The 21,801-nt window shown below is 67.8% G+C and carries 19 protein-coding genes and 1 pseudogene; 7 read left to right on the forward strand and 13 right to left on the reverse strand.

The features are described 5' to 3' along the window. Position 1: 1 nt before the first annotated feature. The 13 genes from BGO20_RS10280 to BGO20_RS10340 all read right to left on the reverse strand — a co-directional run bounded on the left by BGO20_RS10280 (position 2) and on the right by BGO20_RS10340 (position 15,638). Positions 2–1,108 carry an amidohydrolase family protein gene (locus BGO20_RS10280; RefSeq protein WP_291664682.1) on the reverse strand — a complete coding sequence of 369 codons (1,107 nt, stop codon included), beginning with the start codon at positions 1,106–1,108 and terminating at the stop codon, positions 2–4. Continuing rightward, a complete protein-coding gene (locus BGO20_RS10285) occupies positions 1,105–2,175 on the reverse strand; it encodes an amidohydrolase family protein (protein ID WP_291664684.1) in 1,071 nt (356 codons plus the stop codon). Before BGO20_RS10285 ends, BGO20_RS10280 begins: the two co-directional genes overlap by 4 nt. Next, positions 2,172–3,428, reverse strand: coding sequence for an MGH1-like glycoside hydrolase domain-containing protein (locus BGO20_RS10290; protein ID WP_291664686.1), 1,257 nt, complete (start codon positions 3,426–3,428; stop codon positions 2,172–2,174). Before BGO20_RS10290 ends, BGO20_RS10285 begins: the two co-directional genes overlap by 4 nt. Then, complete coding sequence (locus tag BGO20_RS10295) at positions 3,425–4,492, reverse strand: ABC transporter ATP-binding protein (protein WP_291664687.1); 1,068 nt, start codon at positions 4,490–4,492, stop codon at positions 3,425–3,427. Before BGO20_RS10295 ends, BGO20_RS10290 begins: the two co-directional genes overlap by 4 nt. A 6-nt stretch (positions 4,493–4,498) precedes the next feature. Beyond that, positions 4,499–5,320: a carbohydrate ABC transporter permease gene (locus BGO20_RS10300; RefSeq protein ID WP_291664688.1), complete on the reverse strand. Its 822-nt coding sequence runs from the start codon at positions 5,318–5,320 to the stop codon at positions 4,499–4,501. Further along, on the reverse strand, positions 5,320–6,168 hold the full coding sequence (locus BGO20_RS10305) for a carbohydrate ABC transporter permease (protein ID WP_291664689.1): 849 nt from the start codon (positions 6,166–6,168) through the stop codon (positions 5,320–5,322). The genes BGO20_RS10300 and BGO20_RS10305 overlap by 1 nt, the downstream gene beginning before the upstream one ends. A 16-nt stretch (positions 6,169–6,184) precedes the next feature. Then, a complete protein-coding gene (locus BGO20_RS10310) occupies positions 6,185–7,477 on the reverse strand; it encodes an ABC transporter substrate-binding protein (protein ID WP_291664691.1) in 1,293 nt (430 codons plus the stop codon). Continuing rightward, a complete protein-coding gene (locus BGO20_RS10315) occupies positions 7,449–8,528 on the reverse strand; it encodes a substrate-binding domain-containing protein (RefSeq protein ID WP_291664693.1) in 1,080 nt (359 codons plus the stop codon). The genes BGO20_RS10310 and BGO20_RS10315 overlap by 29 nt, the downstream gene beginning before the upstream one ends. A gap of 324 nt (positions 8,529–8,852) precedes the next feature. Beyond that, a complete protein-coding gene (gene kce / locus BGO20_RS10320) occupies positions 8,853–9,785 on the reverse strand; it encodes a 3,5-dioxohexanoate:acetyl-CoA acetone transferase (RefSeq protein ID WP_291664694.1) in 933 nt (310 codons plus the stop codon). Between the two features lie 33 nt (positions 9,786–9,818). Then, the gene (locus BGO20_RS10325) at positions 9,819–10,760 is read right to left on the reverse strand and encodes a 3-hydroxyacyl-CoA dehydrogenase (RefSeq protein ID WP_291664696.1); all 942 of its coding nucleotides are present in this window, start codon (positions 10,758–10,760) and stop codon (positions 9,819–9,821) included. A 46-nt stretch (positions 10,761–10,806) separates the two neighbouring features. Continuing rightward, positions 10,807–13,332, reverse strand: coding sequence for a branched-chain amino acid ABC transporter ATP-binding protein/permease (locus tag BGO20_RS10330; protein WP_291664698.1), 2,526 nt, complete (start codon positions 13,330–13,332; stop codon positions 10,807–10,809). A 7-nt stretch (positions 13,333–13,339) separates the two neighbouring features. Then, the gene (locus BGO20_RS10335; protein ID WP_291664699.1) at positions 13,340–14,215 is read right to left on the reverse strand and encodes a branched-chain amino acid ABC transporter permease; all 876 of its coding nucleotides are present in this window, start codon (positions 14,213–14,215) and stop codon (positions 13,340–13,342) included. A gap of 157 nt (positions 14,216–14,372) precedes the next feature. Beyond that, positions 14,373–15,638 (reverse strand): ABC transporter substrate-binding protein, encoded by a 1,266-nt coding sequence (locus BGO20_RS10340; protein WP_291664700.1) that lies wholly within the window; start codon positions 15,636–15,638, stop codon positions 14,373–14,375. A 260-nt stretch (positions 15,639–15,898) separates the two neighbouring features. Here BGO20_RS10340 and BGO20_RS10345 point away from each other — a divergent pair. The 7 genes and pseudogenes from BGO20_RS10345 to BGO20_RS10375 form a co-directional block, all read left to right on the forward strand. Then, positions 15,899–15,985: pseudogene (locus BGO20_RS10345) on the forward strand (GntR family transcriptional regulator); the annotation flags it as partial. A gap of 74 nt (positions 15,986–16,059) precedes the next feature. Then, complete coding sequence (locus BGO20_RS10350) at positions 16,060–16,521, forward strand: FCD domain-containing protein (protein ID WP_291664702.1); 462 nt, start codon at positions 16,060–16,062, stop codon at positions 16,519–16,521. 50 nt (positions 16,522–16,571) lie between these two features. Continuing rightward, positions 16,572–17,348 carry an SDR family oxidoreductase gene (locus BGO20_RS10355; protein ID WP_291664704.1) on the forward strand — a complete coding sequence of 259 codons (777 nt, stop codon included), beginning with the start codon at positions 16,572–16,574 and terminating at the stop codon, positions 17,346–17,348. A 233-nt stretch (positions 17,349–17,581) separates the two neighbouring features. Continuing rightward, positions 17,582–18,673 (forward strand): LacI family DNA-binding transcriptional regulator, encoded by a 1,092-nt coding sequence (locus tag BGO20_RS10360; RefSeq protein WP_291664706.1) that lies wholly within the window; start codon positions 17,582–17,584, stop codon positions 18,671–18,673. A 68-nt stretch (positions 18,674–18,741) separates the two neighbouring features. Further along, positions 18,742–19,617 carry a carbohydrate ABC transporter permease gene (locus BGO20_RS10365; RefSeq protein ID WP_291664708.1) on the forward strand — a complete coding sequence of 292 codons (876 nt, stop codon included), beginning with the start codon at positions 18,742–18,744 and terminating at the stop codon, positions 19,615–19,617. After that, a complete protein-coding gene (locus tag BGO20_RS10370) occupies positions 19,607–20,440 on the forward strand; it encodes a carbohydrate ABC transporter permease (protein WP_291664710.1) in 834 nt (277 codons plus the stop codon). The genes BGO20_RS10365 and BGO20_RS10370 overlap by 11 nt, the downstream gene beginning before the upstream one ends. A gap of 25 nt (positions 20,441–20,465) precedes the next feature. Next, on the forward strand, positions 20,466–21,761 hold the full coding sequence (locus BGO20_RS10375; RefSeq protein WP_291664711.1) for an ABC transporter substrate-binding protein: 1,296 nt from the start codon (positions 20,466–20,468) through the stop codon (positions 21,759–21,761). Positions 21,762–21,801: the final 40 nt, after the last annotated feature.

Raw genomic sequence — 21,801 nt, forward strand, 5'->3', positions numbered from 1 at the left:
CTCAGGCGCGCCCGTAGAGCGCCTTGGCGTTGTCCAGAAACAAGGCTTGCCGTGCGGCCTCGTCGAGCTTGACCGGCACGGCCCAGAGCGGGTCGTCGAAGTCCCAGTGCGGATAATCCGTGGCGAAGAGCAGCCGATCGATGCCGATCCATTCGACGATGTCGTGGAAGTGCTTGCGCTTCTCCGGCTCCTCCATCGGCTGCGTCGTCAGCCAGACGTGATCGCGGATGTACTCGCTCGGGGGGCGCCGCAGATGGGGCGTCTCATCGCGCATCCGGGACCAGTGCTTGTCGAGCCGCCAGCTCAGCGAAGGCAGCCAGGCGAGTCCGGCCTCGATCAGCACCATGCGGGTGCCGGGATAGCGCTCGAAGACGCCCTCGATCACCATCGAGGTCAGCAGCGCCTGGCAGCACTGCGAATGCCCGACCATTTCCTCGATGTAGTAGGACGGCCAGCCGCCGGCGGTAACCGGATAGCCGCCATAGCCGAATGCGTGGACGCCGACCGGCAGCCTGGCGCGCTGTGCCGCTTCGTAGATCGGCCAGTAGCGTCGTTGCCCGAGCGGCTCCGCGGTCCGGCTGAGCAGCAGCACCTGCACGAAGGCGTCATGCCCGGCCCAATGATCGATCTCGGCCGCGGCGGCTGCGCCGTCCTCATAGGGTATCACGATCGACGCCTTGAGCCGGCTGTCCTTGCTCGCCCACTCGGCGACCTGCCACTCGTTCAGTGCACGCGCGAGCGCGGCTGAATAGTCGAGGTTCTGGGCGGCGCCCGCGGCCGGCGCGATCACCGTCATGATGCCGAGCTCGACCTGATTGGCGTCGAGATGCTGGGCCTGCATGAAGGAGAGATCGGAGCCGGGGCGCCCGTCCGGAGGCCAGGAATCGAGGCGCGCGGCATCGGGCTGGCCCTTGGGGTAGGCCGGGCCGCTCTGATAGCCGTGGCGCGGCAGCATGCCGTAGGTCATGGCGTGGTCCTGCCAGCGCTTCGGCAGATAGGGCAGGATGTCGGAAGGCTTGGCCAGGCAGGGATGGATGTCGCAATCGGCAATGGTCGGCCTGACGATGGCGGACCCGGGCTTCGGCCGCGCCGGAAGCTCCATGTTCATGCGAAATCCTCCTTCAGACGGGGATACGTCGCGAACGGATTGTCGATCAGGATCTTGGCCTTGAGGCTATCGGCCAAAAGCGGCGGCAGCGCGTCCTGCCCGTCGAACTGCCAATGCGGATAATCGGTCGAGAACAGCAGCAGATCGTCCGATCCCACCTGATCGAGGATGCGCAGCAAAGCATCCCCTTCCATCGGAGCATCGACGGGCTGCAGCGTGAAGCGCACCTGTTCGCGGATGATGTCCGGCGGTGGGCGGTCGACCCAGGGTATCTCCATGCGCAGGCCGCGCCAGTATTTGTGCAGGCGCCAGAGATAGGCCGGCAGCCAGGTGAAGCCGGATTCGATCAGCACGACCTTGAGCATCGGGAATTTCGAGAAAACGCCCTCGCAGACCAGGCTCGTCAACTGTGTCTGGAAGCCTTGCGCCTGGTTGACGTAATCCTCCGTGAAATAGGACGGCCAGCCCACCGGCGTCACCGGATGGCGATAGGTCGAGCCGGCATGAATGCCGATGGGCAGGCCGTGCCGCGCCGCGGCTTCGTAGATCGGCCACAGGCTGCGCCGGCCGAGCGGCTGGTCCGCGAGGCAGGGCAGCAGCACCTGGACGAAGCGCCTGTCGGCCGCGCGCCGCTCGATCTCGGCGGCCGCGAGTTGCGGGCTCTGGATCGGCACGACGATCGAGGCGCGCAGCCGCTTGTCGACATCGAGCCATTCGGCCGCCAGCCAGTCGTTCACGGCGCGGGCGAAGGCGGCAGCCATGTCCTCGCTGAACAGCGTGGTCACCGCGTAAAGGCAGTTCAGGATGCCGGCGCGGCTGCCGAAGGCGTCGAGCGCCTGGGCGCCGAGCTGCGCAGGACTGGAGCCAGCCTTGGCTCCGGCGGTGCGCCAGTCGGGCCTTGAGGTCAGGGGCGCGCGCAGCGGGTAGCTCGTGGGTTCCAGATCGTGCACCCCGCGCTGCGCCACCGCCTCGGCCCATTGCGGCTCGAGATAAGGCACGAGCGCCGCAATCCCGGGCACGGCCGGGTGCAGGTCGCAGTCGATGCCGCCGGTGGCCGTCGCGCTCATCTGCCTTCGCCCTCGCCGAGCAGGAGATCGATCGCCGCGGTCCACGAGAAGGCCTCGCCGCCGATGCCCGCGCGGTCGAGTGGGTTGAAATACTCGCTGAAGCCGGCGTCGCCGATCAACCGCCGGGTATCCGCGGCGACCGAGCGGGCGGCGGCGGCTTCTCCGGCCTCCTGCAGCCCGCTGGCGATCATCCAGTTGACGACCGCCCAAACCGGGCCGCGCCAGTAGCGCTGCGGCTCGAACGACGGCGCGTCGGGGTCGGTGGAAGGCACGAGGGCGATCCCGCGATCGCGCCAGCCTTCGAGCCGCCCGGCGAGGGCAGGCGCGCGCCCGTGCAGCCCGGCGAAGATCGGCAGAAACCCGGCCGAGGTGCGGATGGGGATGAGATGGCCGCCGATCAGGTCGCGCGACAGATAATGGCCGAGCGCCTCGTCCCAGAGCCCCCCGAGCAGGGTCTCCTTGCGGGCGATCCGCTCCGCGATGGCCGCGCATTCCCCACCGTCTCCGAATTGCTCCGCCAATGCCAGCAGGTCACGCTCGGCCCGCAGCAGGATCGCGTTGGTGCCGACATCCGCGATCTTGAAAGGTGATATCTCCAGCATGCGCCGCGCCTTCCACCCGGTCTCTCGAAACAGATCGACGAGATGGATGAAGCGCTGGTACTCGATGCCGCGCGGCCGGAACGCGGCGTCGACATGGCCGATGTCGCGACGGCGGATTTCCGTCGTCGTCTCCGTCGGGACCCGGTCGAGCGCGGCGTCCCAGGCCGGACTGTTGTCCATCCCCGTCTCCCAGGGATGCAGCGTCGCGACAAGGCCGCTGCGCTCCGGATCGCGCGCCCGTTCCCACCACAGATGATTGCGGACGAGCTTCGGATAGGTCGCCCGGGCGCGCTCGATGCCGGCCGGGCCCTGGCGCTCCAGCACGAAGCGCACCGCGGTCGCCAGCACCGGCGGCTGCGGGATGCCCGAGGTCGGCGGGGTATGTTCGACGCCCCAGACCTCGGGGCCCGGGAAATAATCGTCGGAAGGGGCGTGGAAGACGATCTGCGGAACGAGCCCGTCCTCCCATTGGCCTTCGAGCAGCCGCTCGATCTCGCGCCAGGCCCGCGCGGCGTCGAAGGTGGCCCAGCCCATCGCGACGAAGGCCGAATCCCAGTTCCACTGAAAGGGATAGAGCCGGTCGGTCGGGACCGTGTAGCCGCCGCGGTCATTGGCGGCGAGGATGGCGCGGGCGCTGGCGATACGGTTCATGGACTGCCCTCGAGCGCTTTGCCCGCCTCGTTCATCCAGCGCAGTCGTGCCGGGTCGGGCTTCAGCAGGATGTCGCCGCCCGCGGTCAGCGGCGGCAGCGGCCCCGCCGCAGGCAGGACGATGCGCAGCGGCTGGCCGCCGGCAGCCACGCCGGTCAGCAGGACCTGCGGGCCGAGCAGTTCGGCGACCTTGAGGGTGAAGGCGAATCCCGCCTCCGCGGGACGAGCCAGGGCGATGTCCTCGCCACGCAACCCGAGGAGAACCCGGGCTCCGGCACCTGGTGGCGCCGCGAGCGCGAGGCCGCCGAGATCGACCTTGCCGTCCTGCACGGGCAGTTCCAGGAAGTTCATCGGCGGACTGCCGACGAAACCGCCGACGAAGCGCGTCGCGGGGCGATCGTAGATTTCGGAAGGGGAGCCGATCTGCTCGATCCGCCCGGCCTGCATCACCGCGATGCGGTCGGCCAGGCCCATCGCCTCCGTCTGGTCGTGCGTCACGTAGATCGTCGTCGTCCCGGCCTCGCTCAGAACCGCCTTCAGCTCGGCGCGCATCTCGAGCCTGAGGAGGGCGTCGAGATTGGAAAGCGGCTCGTCCATCAGCAGGACGGCCGGCTCGACCGCGAGCGCACGGGCCACGGCGACGCGCTGGCGCTGGCCGCCCGAGAGCTGTGCCGGATGCCGCCTGAGCAGGGCCTCGATATGGAGCAGCGCCGCCGCCTTCTCCACCTGCGCGGCGATGCGGGCCTTGTCGGCGCGGGCCATCCGCAGGCCGAAGGCGACGTTCTCGTAGACCGTCAGATGCGGGAAGACGGCGTAGTTCTGGAACACCATGGCGAGGCCGCGCTTGCGCGGCGGCAGCGCCGAGACATCGCGCGCGCCGATCAGCACGCGCCCGGTCGTCTGGCTCTCCAGCCCGGCCACGATCCGCAGCAGCGTGGTCTTGCCGCAGCCGGAAGGACCCAGCAGCGCCAGGAATTCGCCGTCGGCGACGGTCAGGTCGACCTCGGCGAGGGCTCTGACCTCGCCGAAGCTCTTGGCAACGCGCTCGATGGTGATGCTCGCCATGCCGCCTTACCGATTGCCGATGCCCCACATCGCGAAGAGGCGACGGCGGACGAGGAAGATGAAGAGGACCGAAGGCACGATCAGTACGAGGCCCCCGGCGAACTGCAGGTGCAGCGGCGATTCGGAGAGAACCGAGAGCAGATACGCCGTCAGCGTGCGCTGCCTCACCGTCAGCACCGAGGCGGCGAACACCTCGTTCCAGGACAGCACGAAGGCGAAGATCGACGCGGCGGCGATCCCCGGCAGCGCAAGCGGCAGCACTACGCGCAGGAAGCCGGTGAAGCGCGAGCAGCCGAAGACCCATGCCGCCTCCTCCAGCTCCTTCGGAATGCCCATGAACAGGCTGGCGCAGACCAGGGTCGCAAAGGGTGTCGCGAGCACCGCATGTACCAGCGCGACGCCGAGCGGCGTGTCATAGACGCCGAGCCGGATGAAGGAGACGGTGAGTGGCAGCGCGAGGATCGCGACCGGGAAGGCCCGCGTCATCAGGATCAGGACGCGATAGGCACCAGCGCCTCTGAAACGGAAGCGCGCGAGCGCGTATCCAGCGGGGACGCCGAGCGCGAGCGCCATCGCCATGGTCAGCGCGGCAGCCTTGACGCTGACCCATGTCGCCCGCCAGACGCCCTCGATCGCCAGGAAGGTCCCGAGCGTCTGGAGGGAAAGCCCGAGAGGAGCGAAGGGCTTGGGCCATTGCGAGACGATCTCGCGGCCGCCGAGGGCCCCCAGCGCCAGCAGATAGATCGGCAGCAAGGTCCAGGCGCAGAGCACGGCGACGCCGGCCCAGAGCAGTGCGCGATTTGAAGAGGGCGGGCGGGCCTCGCTCATCAGCGCTGCTCCGCCGGAACCCGCAACGCAACGAGATAGAGCACTGTCGCCGCGACCGAGATCGTCATCACCAGAACGGCATAGGCCGCCGCGACCCCGTAGTCCTGGCTGAAATACTGTGCGTTGAAGGCTTCGCTGACGAGCACCGGGAAGTTGCGGCCGCCGAGCGCCATCGCCATGGCGAACATTTCGAAGGCGAGCACGGTGCGCAGGATCAGCGCCGTCTGGATCGATGGTTTCAGCAAGGGCACGGTGATGCGGAAAAAGCGCTGCCACGGCGTGGCGCCGAACACATCCGCCGCTTCCTCGTACTCTTTCGGCAGGAGCTGCACGCCGGCAAGGAGGATGACGAAGACGATCGCGGTCGCCCGCCAGATCTCGGCGATCACGATCGCTGCGAGAAGCGCCGCCGGCGTCTCGTAGGTCAGCCAGGCCTGCGGCTGTGCGATCAGCCCGAGTCGGAAGAGGGCCGAGTTGAGCCAGCCCTGGTCGTTGAGGATGGCGAGCCACACGAGGCCGGCCGCCAGATCGGAGATGCCGAGCGGAATCGACCACACCCAGACCAGCAGGTCGCGGCCGCGCCGGATATTGCGCAGGGCCATCGTCATGCCGAGGGCCAGCACGAGCTGCAGCGGCACGGCGAGCAGCACGACCTTGAAAGTGTTGGCCAGCGCGTCGGGGAAGTTGAGCTCGTCGGTCATCCGGCGCAGGTTGCCGAGCCCCCAGGCGCCGCCGCTCTCCTGAAAGGCGAGCACCGCGGTCTGCGCTAGGGGGATGAGGAACAGGCCCGTCAGGAAGAGCGCCGAAGGGGCGATCAGCAGATAAGGCAGTGCCTTCGGCTCGCGCATCGCTGCAGCCTCCGCCTCATTCGACCGGGCAGGGGCCGTCGCTCGGCTTGTCCGGCAGCCAGCAGCGCGCCTTCGTCTCGGCGATGATGCGCTTCAACGCCTGGCCTTGCCGATCGAGCGCAGCCTTGGGATCCTCGCCGCGCAGGACGATGCGCTGGAAGGTATCGAGATACACCTTGTCGAACTCGCCGCCGCGCTGGTCGAGGCCGACGGGCAGCAGGCTGACCAGCGCATTCTTGGCGCTCGTCATCTTCTGCACCGCGTCGATCTCGAGCTTGAGGCCGGGGTCGATGTCGCCCGGAAGATCGACCTTGACCACGGGGAAGAACGCGACGGCCTTGGCCGTCTTGACCTGCATGTCGGGCCGCGTGAGGTAGGCGATCAACTGCTTCGCCTCTTCCGCCTGTGGCGCGCCCTTGGCGATGGCCAGCCCCGCGACGACCGGCATGTAGCCTAGTCCCTTCGGGCCCGAAGGGGCGGGGAAGGCGACGAAATCGTCGGGCTTGCGCGAGAGCGCGTCGATCAGCCTCGCGACATGGTCGAATGCGATCCAGACGTCTCCGGAGAGCAGCGGCTCCTGCATGAAGCCGTAATTGGTCGAGTTCGGATTGACGGTCTTCCAGAGATCGCGGAACGTCGTCCACATCGCCACGGCGTCCGGCGACTTGAAGGTCGTGACCACGCCGCCGGTGTAGGACGGATAGAGATAGCCCTCGAAGAAGCGGTGCATCAGCCCGGTCGGCCCCGCCGGGAAGCCGATCATGCGTTTGCCCGTCTTGGCCTGGATGTTCGCGCCCCACTGCGCCAGCTGGTCGTAGGTGAGGGCGTTGATGTCGGCGCCCGCAGGCAGGAAGGGGAGCGCCTGCTTGTTGGCGACCATGATGTAGGTCGCCTGCATCCAGGGGATGAACATCTGCTTGGTGGTGCCGAGCTTGCCGGCCTCGACCATGCCGGGATTGAGCCCGCGGTCCTTGAGCGTCTCCAGCACGTCGTCGAGCGGTACAAGCGACTCCGCCGCCAGGGGCTGCAATTCGCCATGGAGGGCGCCGATGAGGCTCGAGACCGGCTTGCCTGCCTGCTGCTCGGCCCGGATGTGCACGCCGAGTTGCGGCGGCTGCTCGGTGACGAACTCGGCGCCGCCGGGGAAGTCCTTGAGGATCTCCGAGCGCAGCTTCTGGGCCGACTCGATCGGGCGCAGCTGCGTCGACAGGAAGACGACCTCGGCAGCGGCTGGCGTCGCGAGCCAGGCGAACGTCAGGGCGGCGAGGACGGCGGAATGCCTAAGCCGCGTCGTGGGGCCTTTCGTCATCGGATGTCTCCTCCCTGGAGATGGTGCGGCTCTTGTTGCGGCCGTTATCGCTCGGAACAGGTCCATCGGACCGGCGGGGTATCAGGGTCGCGTCGCGCAGCTCGCTCATCGTGGCGCCGTCGCCGCCCGCGAGCTGGGCCAGCAGCATGTCGAGCATGCGTTTGGCGGCGCCTTCGATATCGGGCTCGAAGCTGGTCAGCGGCGTTGCCGCATAGCTCGCGACGGGGGAATTGTCGTAGCCGATGACCGAGACGTCGCGGCCGGGACGAAGGCCGGCGTCGCCGAGCGCATGCAGGGCGCCGATCGCGAGGCGATCCGTGGCGCAAAGCAGCGCGGTCGGGCGCTCCGGCTCCTGCAGCAGTTCGCGCGTCAGCCGATGGCCGTTCTCCTCGCTCGGTTCGGCGAAGCGGGCCGGGCCGGGCGGCAGGTCCGCCTCGAGCAATGCCGAGCGCCAGCCGGCTTCGCGAAAGAAGCCGAAGCCGTATTCGAGCGGTGCCCCGATGAACCCGATGTGGCGATGGCCGAAGGCGAGGAGGCGCCGCGTCGCCATCTGGAAGGCGGCCGTCCCGTCGACATCCACGCTCGCATGGCCGCCGGCTCGCGTGCGGCCATGGGTAACGAACGGCAGGCGCGCCTCGCGCAGATAGCCGATGCGGTCGTCGTCGAGCCGGGTCCGCGCGACGATCATCGCATCGACACGGCGGTTCTCGACCAGTTGACGGTAGAGCGCCAGCTCGGTCGCGCCGGCATGGGCGCTGGACACGATGAGGTCGAGACCGGCCTGGGCCAGCAGCGGTCCGATCGCCGCGATCAGGCGCAGGTAGAACGGCTCGCCCAGCTGGCCGGGCGCTGTCGGCAGCACGATTCCGACGGCGTCGCTGCGGCCACCGCGCAAGCGCCGCGCCGCGGAATTCGCGCGGTAGCCGATCCGTTGCGCCTCCGCCTCCACGCGGCAGCGCGTCGCCTCCGCGACATCGCTGAAGCCGCCGAGCGCCCGCGATACGGTCGTGATGGAGAGGCTGAGATTGGCGGCGATCTTGGCTAGCGACACGGGCAGCGACCTCGACCAGAACGCTATTCCGAAACGTTTCGGAATGTCAATCGAGCCGAATCTTCGCCGCGCCGCGCTACTCGGCGTACCTCGCCGGAAATGCCGACCGTGCTTATCCGGCCCGCGTTCGGCCCTGGGGCTCGCAACGCTGCAATCGCGCAGACAGGACGTCCGCGCTTCCTCTCTCGGGGAGTCGAGCCGACCGTCCGCTCGACCGCTGGCAGCCGGGCTGCCGGTCTGGGCCACTGCGGCGGCCGCGCGGCGCGGCTATATATCTTGGCGTCGCACGGCTCTGCGTTGCGGAAGCCGCCGGCTCCGGCGACTTCAGAACGCGACCTTGTCTGCCCCCTTGAGCTGGAGCGTGGCGCGTGCATCCGCAGGCGTTGCGACCTCGAGCCCGAGTCCCTCGACGATCTGGCGGGCCGCACGGACCTGGTCGGCGTTCGATTTCGCGAGCTGGCCGGGGCCGAGCCACAGCGAATCCTCGAGGCCGACGCGCAGGTTGCCGCCCATCGAGACGGCCATCGCCGCGATGGCGAGCTGATGGCGTCCGGCCCCGAGGACCGACCACTGGTAGTCATCCCCGAAGAGCCGGTCCGCCGTGCGCTTCATATGGGCGACATCCTCCGGATGCGGGCCGATGCCGCCGAGGATTCCGAAGACCGACTGCACGAAGAAGGGCGGCTTCACCAGCCCGCGGTCGGCGAAATGGGCGAGGGTGTAGAGATGGCCGATGTCGTAGCACTCGATCTCGAAGCGCGTGCCGTTTTCAGCGCAGGTCGTCAGGATGTTCTCGATGTCCTGGAAGGTGTTCTTGAAGATCCGGTCCTTCGAGCCTTCGAGATAGGGGCGCTCCCACTCATGCTCGAACGTCTTGAAGCGTCCCAGCATCGGGTAGAGGCCGAAATTCATCGAGCCCATGTTGAGCGAGGCAACCTCCGGCTTGAAATGGGCGCAAGGACCAAGCCGCTCCTCGACGCCCATGGTCGGCGCGCCGCCGGTGGTGATGTTGATGACGGCGTCGCAGCGCTGCTTGATCACCTTGAGGAACGGCTCGAAGGCTTCTGGCGACTGGTCGGGCTGGCCGGTCTTCGGATTGCGGGCGTGGACATGCACCAGCGCCGCGCCCGCTTCCGCCGCGCCCACGGCGGCGTCGATGATCTGCTCCGGCGTCACCGGCAGATGCGGCGACATCGAGGGTGTGTGGATCGCGCCGGTGACCGCGCAGGTGATCATGACTTTGCGGTTCTTCGCCATGCTTCGGCTCCTCTTCTCGCGCGGCTCTGCGTTTCAGTCCGGCTTGCGTGCAGCGGTGCGCTTGTGCGCTCGCAGCGCCGCGAGCCTGCCGTCGCGCCAGTCGCTCAGGCGCTTGACGCGGTCGGGGGACTGGGCGCCGCGCCATTCGCGCATCACCTCGGCCACGGTCGTCGTCTCGAACGGGTTTGCCAGGCCTTCCGACGATTTCACCATCCGATCGAGCGAGGCGGCGTAGCGGGAACAGTAGTCAGGAATGCCGCCGGGCGCATTGAGCTCGATGGTTTCGAACGGCCCCATGAAGGCCCAGCGCAGTCCGAGGCCGTCACGGATCGTCTTGTCGACATCCTCGGCGCTGGCGACGCCTTCGCCGACGAGGCGGAAGGCCTCGGCCAGCAGCACCGCCTGCAGCCGGTTGAGGACGAAGCCGGCCTTCTCCTTGCGCAGGGTGATCGGTACCTGACCCGCTTTCTCATAGATCGCCTTGGCGCGCTCGACGACGGCCGGATCGGTCCAGGGGGCCGGCGCGATCTCGACGATCGGGACGAGATGGGGAGGGTTCACGGGATGTCCGACGAGGCAGCGGGCGCGGCCCTTCAGTCCCTCGCTGACGACCGAGGCCATGATGAAGGAGGTTGATGAAGACAGGATGGCTTCGGGAGTGGCAAGCGAGTCCATCTCCGCGAAGAGCGCACGCTTCGCCTCGACGGTCTCCGGCCCGTTCTCCTGCACGAAGTCGGCGCCGGCCAGGGCGTCGGCGAGGCCCGACGCCACCCGGATGCGGGCGAGGGAGCCCTTCGGATCGTCGACCAGCCCGTGCTCGGCCAGCTCCCGGAGATTGGTTGCGATGTGCGTTCGTGCCGCCTCGGCGGCACCTGGCGCGACGTCCTGCAGCGCGACGTCGAAGCCGTGGCTGGCGAAGACGGTGGCCCAGGCGCGGCCGATCAGGCCGGAACCGACGATGGCGATCTTGGTCATGGCAACGGGTCCTTGCCGCGGCTCGGGAGGGGAAACATCGCAATGCTCACAGCCACAGCACCTGCCGCCGCAGCGCGAGGTCCCGGCTGAGCGCGCGCGAGGGGCCGGTATGGGTGACCTGGCCCCGTTCCAGCACGACGGTGCGATCGGACAAGGCCAGCGCGAGGTCGAGATGATGGTCGACGATCACGATCGCGATCTCGCGGCGCAGCCTGTCGAAGGCCTCGAAAAGCTCCTCGACCACCGCGGGCGCCAGGCCCTCGAATGGCTCGTCCAGCAGCAGCACGCGCGTGTCGCCGGCGAGTGCGCGAGCGACGGCGACCATCTGCTGCTCTCCGCCGGAGAGATAGTCGGCCGGCGAGGCCCAGCGCTCGCGGATGCGCGGGAAGAACGAGAAGATCTTCTCGTCGTCCCAATGCGTGCCGTTGCCGGTGAGCCGCCGCAGCCGTCCCAGCTCCATGTTGTCCTTGACGCTCATGCCGGCGAAAAGCCCGCGCCCTTGCGGCACATAGGCAATGCCGGCACGCGCGATCGCGGCCGGTGCCTGCGCGGCGATCTCCGCGCCGGCCAGACGAATGCTGCCCTCCGCCGGCGGGGCTATGCCGGTGATCGTCTTGAGCAGGGTGGATTTGCCGGCGCCGTTGCGGCCCAGCAGTGCCACGATCTCGTTGTCGTGCACGTCGAGGGAGACGCCGCGCAGGATGTGGCTCTTGCCGTAGAAGGTGTCGACGTCCTTCAGGCCGAGGAGGACGCTCTCGGCTGCCGCGGTTTCGCGCGGCTTGGCGGCGAGGGCGTGGGCGCCGGAGCCGATATAGATCTCCTGCACGCGCGACGAGGAGCGTGCATCCTCGACGGTGCCGTCGATCAGGACGCTGCCCTCGTTCATCACCGTCACATGGTCGGCGATGGCGAAGACGCGGTCGATGTCGTGTTCGACCAGCAGCACCGGCAGCTCCTGCGAGATCGACCGGATCAGGTTGCCGACGCGCTCGCGCTCGGCCGCGGCGAGGCCGGCGAGGGGTTCGTCGAGCAGCAGCACGCGCGGGCTGGTCGCCAGCGCCAGCGACATGTCGAGCAGGCGCTGGCCGCCATAGCTCAGCGAACCGGCCTGCGCGGCTTCGATTCCGGACAGGCCCATCGTCGCCAGGACCTGGCGGGTTTCGTCGTTGACCTGCCCGAGCAGGGCCGCCGCTCGCCAGAACCCGAAGCGCTCCGGCGCCCTGGCCTGCACAGCGAGACGGACGTTCTCGACCACGGAAAGGGAGGGGAAGAGATTGGTGATCTGGAAGGCGCGGCCGATGCCGGCCCGCGTGATCGCGTCGGGACCCAGGCCCGCGACCTCGCGCTCGCGCAGGCGCACGGAGCCCCGATCCGGGGCGAACATCCCGGATATGAGGTTGAAGGCCGTGGTCTTGCCGGCGCCGTTCGGCCCGATCAGCGCGTGCAGCCGCCGGTCGCGCATGACGAGATCGACATTCTCGACCGCCTTGATGCCGCCGAAGCTCTTCGCGAGTCCGCGCGCGGTGAGGATCGTGCCGTCGCCGGCGTCGTCGGGCCGCATGAAATCGGGCAGGTCGATGGCGCCCGCCTTGCGGGCGGACATCGCCGCGTCCTCCGGCGGCTGCTTGGAGAACGGCCTCAGGAGCCGCTGGCCGACGCCGACGAGCCCGTCCGGCGAAAACACGATGAAGCTGACGAAGAGGAGGCCGAACCAGAACAGCCAGTTCTCCGTCGCGCTCGACAGGTAGTCGCGGAAGACGACGAAGAAGAGCGCCCCCAGGGCGGGACCCAGGAAGGAGCGCATGCCGCCGATCACCACCATCGCGAGCAATTCGCCGGAGAAGGCGACCGAGATCGGTTCCGCCGAGGTCATGCGGTTGTTGAAGAGCAGCAGGCTGCCGGCGAGCCCCGTCAGCGCGGCCGAAACCGTAAACGCGACGAGCTTGTAGCGCGCGGTCTCGTAGCCGAGGAAGCGCGCGCGCTGTTCGTTCTCGCGGATCGCGACGAGGACCGTCCCGACCGGCGAGTGCTGGAAGCGCCAGAGCGCATAGACCACGCCGAAGGCGATTGCCGCGACCAGCATGTAGAACGGCATCGCCGCTTCGAAGTCGATGCCGAGGAAAAGCGGCCGCGTGATGCCGCCGAGCCCGTCCTCCCCGCCGGTTACGGAGGTCCAGCGGAAGGTGATGGAATAGGTCATCGCCGCGAGCGCCAGCGTCAGCAGCGAGAAGTAGACGCCGCGCCGGCGCAGGATCAGCGCCCCGAAGGCCAGCGCGAGGAGTGCGACGAATGCGGTCGAGAGCAGGAGGGGAAGCGCGAACTGGCCCGGAAACCAGTTGCGCTGCATCAGCCCCGCCGCATAGGCGGCGATGCCGAACCAGGCGCCGTGGCCGAAGGAGACGAGCCCGGTCATGCCGACGAGCACGTTGAGCGCCATGCAGGCGATGGCGAAGACGACGATCTCCGTGGCCGAGGTGGTGCCGAGGCCGATCAGGTGCATCAGGGCCGGCAGGGCGAGAAGGCCGGCCGCGGCGATGGCGAGCGGGAGATGGTCACGGGTTTCCGGGTTCATCGCCACCTCACTCGAAGCGCTGGATGCGCTCGCCGAACAGGCCGCGCGGGCGGAACAGGAGGACGAGCAGCATCATCAGATAGATCACCGCCGTCGACCATTGCGTGTAGCCGAGCCCAATGGTGATGCCCTTGACGAGGCCGACCATCAGCGCCGCGACCACGACGCCCCAGAACGAGCCGAGGCCGCCGATCACGACCACGACGAAGGCCGGCGTGATGATCTCCTGCCCCATGGCCGGGTGGATCGAATAGATCGGCGCCAGCAGCACGCCGGCCAGGCCGGCGAGCCCGATGCCGATCCCGGCCACGGCCATCATGTAGGGCTGCAACGAGATGCCGAGCGCTCCGACCATGTCCGGATTCTGCACGCCGGCTCGCACGACCCGGCCGAAGGCCGTCCGCTGCAGCAGGAACCAGAGGCCGAGGACACAGACGGCTGCGATGGCGATCAGCAGCGCGCGGTAGCGTGAATAGATGAAGTCGCCGATGAAGATCTGGCCGCGCAGCGCCGGCGGGATCGAGAAGGAGAGCGGCGGCGCGCCGAAGATCATGCGCAGCGACTGTTCCGCGACCATGGCCAGCCCGAAGGTGAGGAGCAGCGACAGGATCGGATCGCGCCTGTAGAAGTGGCGGAACAATCCGCGTTCGATGACGATGCCGATGAGCGCGACGAGCACGGGAGAGGCGAAGATCGCCCCGCCGAAGCCGACATGCGGCGCCAGCACGATGGTGAGATAGGCCCCGATCGCATAGAAGGCGCCGTGCGCCAGGTTGACGATCCCGCCGAGCGAGAAGATCAGCGACAGTCCGAGCGCGATCAGGAGGTAATAGACCCCGTCGAGCAACCCGTTCAGCACCTGCTGGATGAAGAGGGTAAGCAAGGGATGGCCTTTGCGGGATGGTGCGGTGTGACAGGCGCCGCGGCGACTCCCGGGCTTGGCCCGGCCATCGCGGAGCGGACGGGAGGCGCCGAACGGCGCCTCCCGGTCGTGAGATTCGCGAGGCCGCGCCTCGCCGCCCTGAAGCGGCGGCGCGCGATCAGCTCATCTTGCAGACGGCTTCGTCGCCCTGCGTCGCGATCACTTCCAGATCCTCGTTCGGGCCGGGCACCGGCGGCGAGGAGGTGAAGAGATCCCACTGGTTCTTGACCTGGGCCGCCGGCAGGGCGGTGATCGTGTACATCTCGCTGATGAGCTGGTGGTCTGAGGCGCGGAAGTACCCCTCGCGGGATTTCATGACGTCGAATTTCGCGCCTTTCTCCCAGTGCTCGAGAATCTTGGCCGTGTCGGTGCTCTTCAGCTCGTTCATCGACTGCGCCATGATCTTCACGGCCATGTAGTCGCCCCAGGCCTGGTTCTCCGGCGGCTTGCCGTATTTCTTGGTGAAGGCGGCGACGAAAGCCTTGCTCGCCGGCGTGTCGATCAGGTGATGCCAGACGCAGGGCCAGATGCCGCCGAAATTGTCCTTGCCGGCAGCCCAGGCGAGCGCGGTATCGAAGCCGAAGCCGGCGACCGGGAAGGACAGGCCGAATTCCGCATATTGCTTGAGGAAATTGGTGATCTGGTTGCCGGCGAGGTTGGAGATCACGATATCCGGCTTCGCGGCCCTGATCTCCAGCAGCAAGGCGGAGAAATCGGTCGCGTCCGTCGGCACCAGCTTGTCGGCGGCGAACTGGCCGCCATTGCTCTCCATGAAGCGCTTGGCGACCTTGAGCAGATCATGGCCGAAGGCGTAGTCGGCGGTCAGGGAGAACCATTTCTTGCCCTTGACCAGGCCCTGCTGCATCAGCGAACGGCCGCAGCTCTTCACATACATCGAGTTCTGGTGCTCGACATGGAACATGTAGCGGTTGCAGCTTTCGCCCCGCAGCGCGTCGGAGTTGCCGCCGGTATTGACGAAGAGCTTCTTGTTGCGCGCGGCGACCTGGGAGATCGTCAGGCAGGAGGCCGACGAGATCTCGCCGAGGATACAGGCGACCTGGTCACGCTCGAACATCCGCTCGGCCTTGGTGGAGGCGGTCTGGGGATTGACCGAATCCTCCTTCAGCACCTCGAGCTTGCGTCCGTTGACGCCGCCCCCTGCGTTGATCTCCTCGACCGCCAGATCGACGGCCATCACGCCGTATTCACCGAGAGGGCCCAGGAAGCCGGTGCGCGGCGTCAGGTGGCCGAAGCGGATGGCGTCGGCCGTCTGGGCGCGGATGAGCGACGGGCTCGCGATGATGCCGGCCGCTGCTCCGGCGCCGAGGCCGGCCAGGGTCTGTCGTCGCGAAAGGCGGAATGTCGGGTGCTGTCGATCTGTCATGGCGTTCCTCCCAGAACGGTGCGCGCTTGAGCGCTGCTGTTTCGAAAGCTGCGTGTTCCCGTTTTGCGGTCGTGATCCTCTTGTCGTGATCTGTGATCACAGTTAGGTTGGCAGACATGGTTGCCCCTGTCCAGTCCCCCGCAACGTCAGGCGGAGTTGCCGCCGGACGCCGACCCGCGCGAATGGATCCCTCCGGTCTCGACGCGGTCGGCGCGCTGAGCCATGAGACGCTTGGCGACCGCGTCACCGGGGAATTGCGGATGCTCTTGATCGCCGGCCGGCTGGGGCCGGGCGAAAAGCTTTCGCTCAGGCGCGTGGCCGAGGCGCTGGGCGTCTCCATGATGCCGGTTCGGGAAGCCGTCAGCCGGCTTGCCGCCGACGGAGCACTCGAGGTCTTGCCGGGCCGGGCCGGGCCGTGCGCGTGCCTGTGCTCACGCTGGCGCAGTTTCGCGAGCTCACGCGGCTGCGGCTGCTGGTCGAGGGCTTTGCCGCCGAGGAGGCGGCGCGCGTTGCCGATGAGGCCGGGATCGAGGTGCTTGCCGGCCATGAAGCCGCCTTTCAGCGGGCGGCTCGTGCTGCTCTCCCTGATGCCGCGGCGGCGGTTGCCGCCAACCGCGAGCTGCATTTCGCGCTCTATCGGTCGGCGGGAATGCCCAGTCTGGTCGAGATGATCGAGCGGCTCTGGCTTAAGGCCGGTCCCATTCTCAATCTCGACATGCGTCACGAACCGCGCCGTCTCGACGGAGGCAGCGCCGTCGTCGCCCATGCCGCTCTGCTCGACGCGCTGCGGCGGCGCGACGCCGCCGCAGCGCGCGCGGCGCTCGTGGCCGACATCTCGGCGGCTGCGGCCCATATCGAAAGCACGGGGCGGCTCGCGCCCTGAAGCAACGCGGGCCCGGCGCGCCCTTCCGGCCGGATGACGAGGAGGAACGGATGGATCTGGACATCAAGGGCCTGCGGGTGCTGGTCACCGCGGGGGCGAGCGGCATCGGCCGGGCGACTGCCCGTGCCTTTGCGGCCGAAGGCGCCAGCGTCCATATCTGTGACGTCGACCGTGACGCTCTGGCCGCCATGGCGCAGAGCGACCCCGCGATCACGCGCTCGGTCTGCGACGTCTCGGACCGTACCGCGGTGGCGCGGTTGTTCGAGGAGGCGCTGGCGGTCCTCGGCGGGCTGGATTGCCTCGTCAACAATGCCGGCGTGGCCGGGCCGACCGGGCGCGTCGACGAGATCGACCCGGTCGATTGGGACCAATGCATCGCGGTCGATCTGACCGGTCAGTTCAATTGTACGCGTCTGGCCGTCGCGCACCTCAAGCAGTCGGGAAACGCCAGCATCGTCAACCTGTCGAGCCAGGCCGGCAAGCACGGGTTTCCGTTGCGCTCGCCCTATGGCGCAGCGAAGTGGGGCGTGATCGGCTTCACCAAGGCGCTTGCGGCCGAGCTGGGCGAATTCGGTATCCGGGCGAATGCGATCTGTCCCGGCCTCGTCGAAGGGCCGCGCATCCAGAGCGTGATCGCCAACAAGGCGCGCAGCTTCAACATCTCGCATGAGGAGATGACGGAACGGCTGTTCGGCGGCGTCTCGATCAAGCGCTTTGTCGACCCCGGCGACATCGCACGGCACATCGTCTTCCTCGCTTCGCCCTTCGGCAGGACGACGTCGGGTCAGGAGATTTCCGTCTGCGGCGACACCAGGATGCTGGCCTAGCTTCCGCTTCTCCCGCGGGCGCGGCGACTCCGCGGGCAGGAAGCGTCAGGAGCGGGCGTGGCTCGAACCGGGTGACGCCTGAGCCAGCAGGGCGCCGCATCGATCGAGCCTGGCCCCCGGGCACTTGAAGGAAAGAGGCGACGAAGACGCTGCAAGAGAGCGAGCCTTCGCTGTTGCCAACCGCCGATCTCGCTGTTAAACGTTTTACAGTTAAACGTTTAACAGGATGCAGCATGAGCGGCAGGCGCGTGACGATCCGGGATGTCGCTGGTCGCGCCGGTGTGTCCATCGCGACGGTCTCGAACGTCTTCAGCGGCAACAAGCCGGTGAACGAGGATTTGCGGGAGCGCGTGCTGCTGGCCGCGAAGGAGCTCGCCTATCAGGTGGATCGGGCGGCGTCGCAGCTGCGCTCCGGTCAGGCGCGAGTCGTCGGCGTGCTCGTGCCCGATCTCGACGACGTCTTCTTTACCTCGCTCGTCTCGCGGATCGAGGTTCTCGCGCAGGCGGACGGCTACGATATCCTCGTCGCCAGCTCGCGCGACGATGCCGGCCTGGAGCAATCGCGTCTGCGCACCCTGCTCGCATGGCGCCCGTCCGGCCTCATCGTGGTGCCCTGCCTCGGCGAGCCGCCGCAGGTCCTTGCCGGAGAGATCGGCAGGCTGCCGATGGTTTTTGCCGACCGCGTGCCGCCGGAAGGCTCGGTCGTCGACACGGTCGCGATCGACAATCGCGAGGCGGGCGAGATCGCGGCACGCCATCTGCTCGGCCTCGGCCATCGTGACATCGTCATCGCCGCCTCAAGCCTTGCCATCTCTCCGATCCGGGAGCGAATTCGCGGCGCCTGCGATCTGATCCGGGCCATGACGGGCCGTGACGCGAGGGTGATCGAGCTCGGTTCGGTAGCCGAGCCTGGGGCGGAAATCTTCCGGCATTGGCTGGAGCGGCACGAGCAGCCCAGCGCCGTGATCGCGCTGACCAACGTCACGACGCTCAGCGCATTGTCGGCGCTGGCGCGGCTCAGGGTGGATATTCCCGATCCCGTCTCGGTGGTCGGCTTCGACGACTACCCCTGGATGAGCGCCCGTAAGACCGGGCTGACCGCGATCCGGCAGCCGATAGCCGAGCTTGCGGCGGCGGCCTGGCAACGCCTGCGCGCGCGCATGGCCGGCGAAGAGGCGGCGCCTCGGACCATCGTGCTGCCAGCGAGCCTGCAAGTCCGCGATTCCGTGCGCGAACTCTCGCCCCGCGCTGCCGATGAGAGTGATGGTCTCGATGCTTCGCCGCGCATGGAGGAAAGGGCAGCCGCGCCCAAAGCCGTTCACTGACGGGCGCATGGCGCCCGCAATCACCGGGCCGAGAGAGCCCGGAGCGAAAGACATTCTGGAGGAAACGCGTGCAGCTTCAACGAACCGCACGTCTCTTGCCGCTGCTGGCGCCGGTGCATCTGCTCATCCTGAGCGTCATCGTGCTGCCGTCGCTTTATGTCGTCTGGCTGAGCCTGAACACGTCGAGCTTCGGCCAGGCGCCGAGCTTTGTCGGCCTGCAGAACTATTGGCGCGTCCTCACCGATCCGGCTTTCCATTCCGCGCTCGTGAACACGGTCGTCCTCGTCGTCGTGGCCGTGCATCTGGAATTGGCGATCGGCCTCGGCATGGCATTGCTCTTCGCCAGCGGCCTGCCGTTTCGCCGCTTCCTGCTCGTCGCTGTCCTCGCGCCCTATGCCGTCAGCGAGGTCACCGCGGTGGTGATGTGGCGCTTCCTGTTCGATCCCGATGCCGGGCCGATCACGCTGGCCTTGCGGGCGCTGCACCTGCCGACGCTCGACTGGTCGTTCGAACCCTCGCACGCGATGATCCTGATCGGCCTTTTGACGATGTGGCTGCATCTGCCCTTTACCTTCGTCATCGTCTATGCGGCGCGCCTCGCCATCCCCGCCGAGCTCTACGAGGCCGCCCGGATCGACGGCGCGACGCGCTGGCAGGCGTTTCGGCGGGTGACATTGCCGCTGCTCGGCCCGGCCATGCTGATCGCGCTGCTCTTCCGCTACATCTTCGCCTTCCGGCTGTTCTCGGAGGCCTGGCTCCTGACCAAAGGCGGCCCGGCGCGCTCGACCGAGGTGGTTGCGATCTACCTTTACCAGGAAGCTTTCAGCTTCAACGCCTTCGGCACCGCGTCCGCGACCGCCTGGATCATGGTCCTGATCTCGCTAGCCCTGGCCGGCGCCTATCTCTTCCTGCTCAAGCGCGGAGGGCTCGGCCATGCGCATTGAGCGGCTTCTGGCCGGGCTGGGGAAGGCGGTCGCGGTCGTTGCGATCCTGTTCTGGTCGCTGTTCCCGATCCTGTTCATCGCGATGTCGTCGCTGAAGCCCGGCCAGGACATCTTTGCGGTGCCGCCGAAATGGCTGTTCACGCCGACGTTCCGGCATTATGCCGAGCTGTGGCGCTCCTGGGGCGTATTCTTCGACGGGCTGATGAACAGCCTGCTGATCACGGTCGGCGCGACGCTGCTCGCCATCGTCGCCAGCGCCTGCGCCGGCTACGTCTACTCGCGCCATTCTGGCCGCTGGCTGAACGCCAGCATGGGCGGGCTCATCATCGCCCGCCTGATCCCGCCGATCGTGGTGACGTTGCCGCTCTTCCCAATCGTGAACTGGCTCGGGCTCAATGACACGCATCTGGTGCTGATCCTGCTCTACGCGACCTTCTTCGTGTCGCTGGGCACGGTGCTGATGCGCACCTTCATGGACCAGATCCCGCGCGAGCTGGACGAGGCGGCGTCGATGGACGGCGCCAGCCGCTTGACCATCCTGCGCAAGGTCATCGCGCCGCTGGCGATGCCAGGCGTGCTGGCGGTCGCGGTCTTCGTCATCGTCTTCTCGTGGAACGAGTTCCTCTTCGCCTTCATCTTCACCGCGACCAGGGCCAAGACCGCCCCGCTCGTGATCTCCGAGATGATCGGCTCCATCGACGGCGTCGACTGGGGAATCCTCTTCGCCGCCGCGACGGTGCAGCTCGTGCCCGTCCTTCTCTTCGTCGTCTTCATGAACCGCTACCTCGTGGCCGGCCTCACCGCCGGTTCGACGAAGGGGTAGCCAACCAAAAAAGAGGGAGGAAACCATGTCGAACAAGCCTGCAACCAAGCTCACCCGCCGTGCTTTCGTCGCCGGAGCCACGGGCGCTGCCGCCGCGCTCGCCGTCCGGCCCGCATTCGCAGCTGGCAAGACGCTGAACGTCCTCAGCCACAAGGTCCACCAGACCGTGCTCGGCAGCGGCGATGGCGACCTGATGGCAGGCTGGCGCAAGGCCAACGATGCCGAGATCGCCTTCACCACCTTCGATTCCAATCCTTTGCAGGACCGGCTCTTCCGTGAGGCCAGCCTGAACGAGACCGACTACGGCGTCGGTTATCTCATCGACAACCGGCCGACCTCGCAGATCGCCGCGCTGTTCGAACCGCTCGGCCCCTATCAGGACAAGGACGCGATCGAGGACTTCGGCGATATCGCGCCCGGCCTTGTCCAGGGCATGACCGTCGACGGCAAGCTGATCGGAATCCCGGTCCGCCACGCGACGCAAGGCCTGTTCTACAACGAGGCGCTGCTGGAGGAGGCCGGCATCTCCGCCCCGCCGACGACTCTGGAAGAGCTGATCGAGCAGGCGAAGAAGACCACCTTCACCTCCAAGGCCGGCACGCCAGTGACCGGCATGGTGCTGGCGAGCGACCTCGCCGTCTTCCCCGTGATGTTCGCCCGCGCCTATGGCGGAGACTTCATCAGCCCCGATCTCAAGCTGGTGCCGAACCGCGAGGCGCTGGAGCAGGGCCTCAACGCCCTGCGCGGCATGTTCGAGGCCGGCAGCCTGCCGCGCAGCTACGCCACGACCAAGAACGACGATCAGGTGACTTGGCTGCAGCAGGGCCGCGCCGCCTTCACCGTCCTGCCCTTCGCCCGGGGGGCGCAGCTCAACAATGCCGAGCAGAGCAAGTTCCCCGGCAAGATCAAGGCCGTGCCCTTCCCGGGTTCCACGGCGATTCAGGGCAAGATGCCGATGGCTTCCGTCGTCGAGGCCTGGGCCATGGTCATCCCGAAGAACGCCAGGGACAAGGCGCTGGCCTGGAGCTTCATCAGGGAGGTCTCCAGCAAGCGCGTGACGCTCGGCATGGCCATCAACGGCAACGGCCCGGTCCGCGTCTCCTCCTATGCCGACGAAGGCCTGAAGGCGAAGAACCCGCTCGCCGCGGTCGAGGCCAAGGTGCTGGCGACGGCGCGCGGCGCCTTCCCACCTTTCCCGGAAGCGGCCCGGGCCCAGGCGACCTTCCTGGAGGAGGTTCAGCTCGCCGTACTCGGCCGCAAGCCGGTCAAGGACGCCGTCTCCGCCATCATCGAACGCGTCAAACCGATGATGCCGGCCTGATCGCTCTCCGCCTGCGGGGCAAAGCCGCTCCGCAGGCATT

Source organism: Allobosea sp. 67-29, assembly GCF_001898115.1.
Taxonomy (GTDB): domain Bacteria; phylum Pseudomonadota; class Alphaproteobacteria; order Rhizobiales; family Beijerinckiaceae; genus Allobosea.

Coding starts and splice junctions, on each gene's coding strand:
- BGO20_RS10340 (WP_291664700.1), bottom strand. CDS start 15,638: ATGACAGATCGACAGCACCCGACATTCCGCCTTTCGCGACGACAGACC.
- BGO20_RS10305 (WP_291664689.1), bottom strand. CDS start 6,168: ATGCGCGAGCCGAAGGCACTGCCTTATCTGCTGATCGCCCCTTCGGCG.
- BGO20_RS10290 (WP_291664686.1), bottom strand. CDS start 3,428: ATGAACCGTATCGCCAGCGCCCGCGCCATCCTCGCCGCCAATGACCGC.
- BGO20_RS10325 (WP_291664696.1), bottom strand. CDS start 10,760: ATGACCAAGATCGCCATCGTCGGTTCCGGCCTGATCGGCCGCGCCTGG.
- BGO20_RS10280 (WP_291664682.1), bottom strand. CDS start 1,108: ATGAACATGGAGCTTCCGGCGCGGCCGAAGCCCGGGTCCGCCATCGTC.
- BGO20_RS10330 (WP_291664698.1), bottom strand. CDS start 13,332: ATGAACCCGGAAACCCGTGACCATCTCCCGCTCGCCATCGCCGCGGCC.
- BGO20_RS10295 (WP_291664687.1), bottom strand. CDS start 4,492: ATGGCGAGCATCACCATCGAGCGCGTTGCCAAGAGCTTCGGCGAGGTC.
- BGO20_RS10360 (WP_291664706.1), top strand. CDS start 17,582: ATGAGCGGCAGGCGCGTGACGATCCGGGATGTCGCTGGTCGCGCCGGT.
- kce (WP_291664694.1), bottom strand. CDS start 9,785: ATGGCGAAGAACCGCAAAGTCATGATCACCTGCGCGGTCACCGGCGCG.
- BGO20_RS10300 (WP_291664688.1), bottom strand. CDS start 5,320: ATGAGCGAGGCCCGCCCGCCCTCTTCAAATCGCGCACTGCTCTGGGCC.
- BGO20_RS10355 (WP_291664704.1), top strand. CDS start 16,572: ATGGATCTGGACATCAAGGGCCTGCGGGTGCTGGTCACCGCGGGGGCG.
- BGO20_RS10285 (WP_291664684.1), bottom strand. CDS start 2,175: ATGAGCGCGACGGCCACCGGCGGCATCGACTGCGACCTGCACCCGGCC.
- BGO20_RS10310 (WP_291664691.1), bottom strand. CDS start 7,477: ATGACGAAAGGCCCCACGACGCGGCTTAGGCATTCCGCCGTCCTCGCC.
- BGO20_RS10375 (WP_291664711.1), top strand. CDS start 20,466: ATGTCGAACAAGCCTGCAACCAAGCTCACCCGCCGTGCTTTCGTCGCC.
- BGO20_RS10370 (WP_291664710.1), top strand. CDS start 19,607: ATGCGCATTGAGCGGCTTCTGGCCGGGCTGGGGAAGGCGGTCGCGGTC.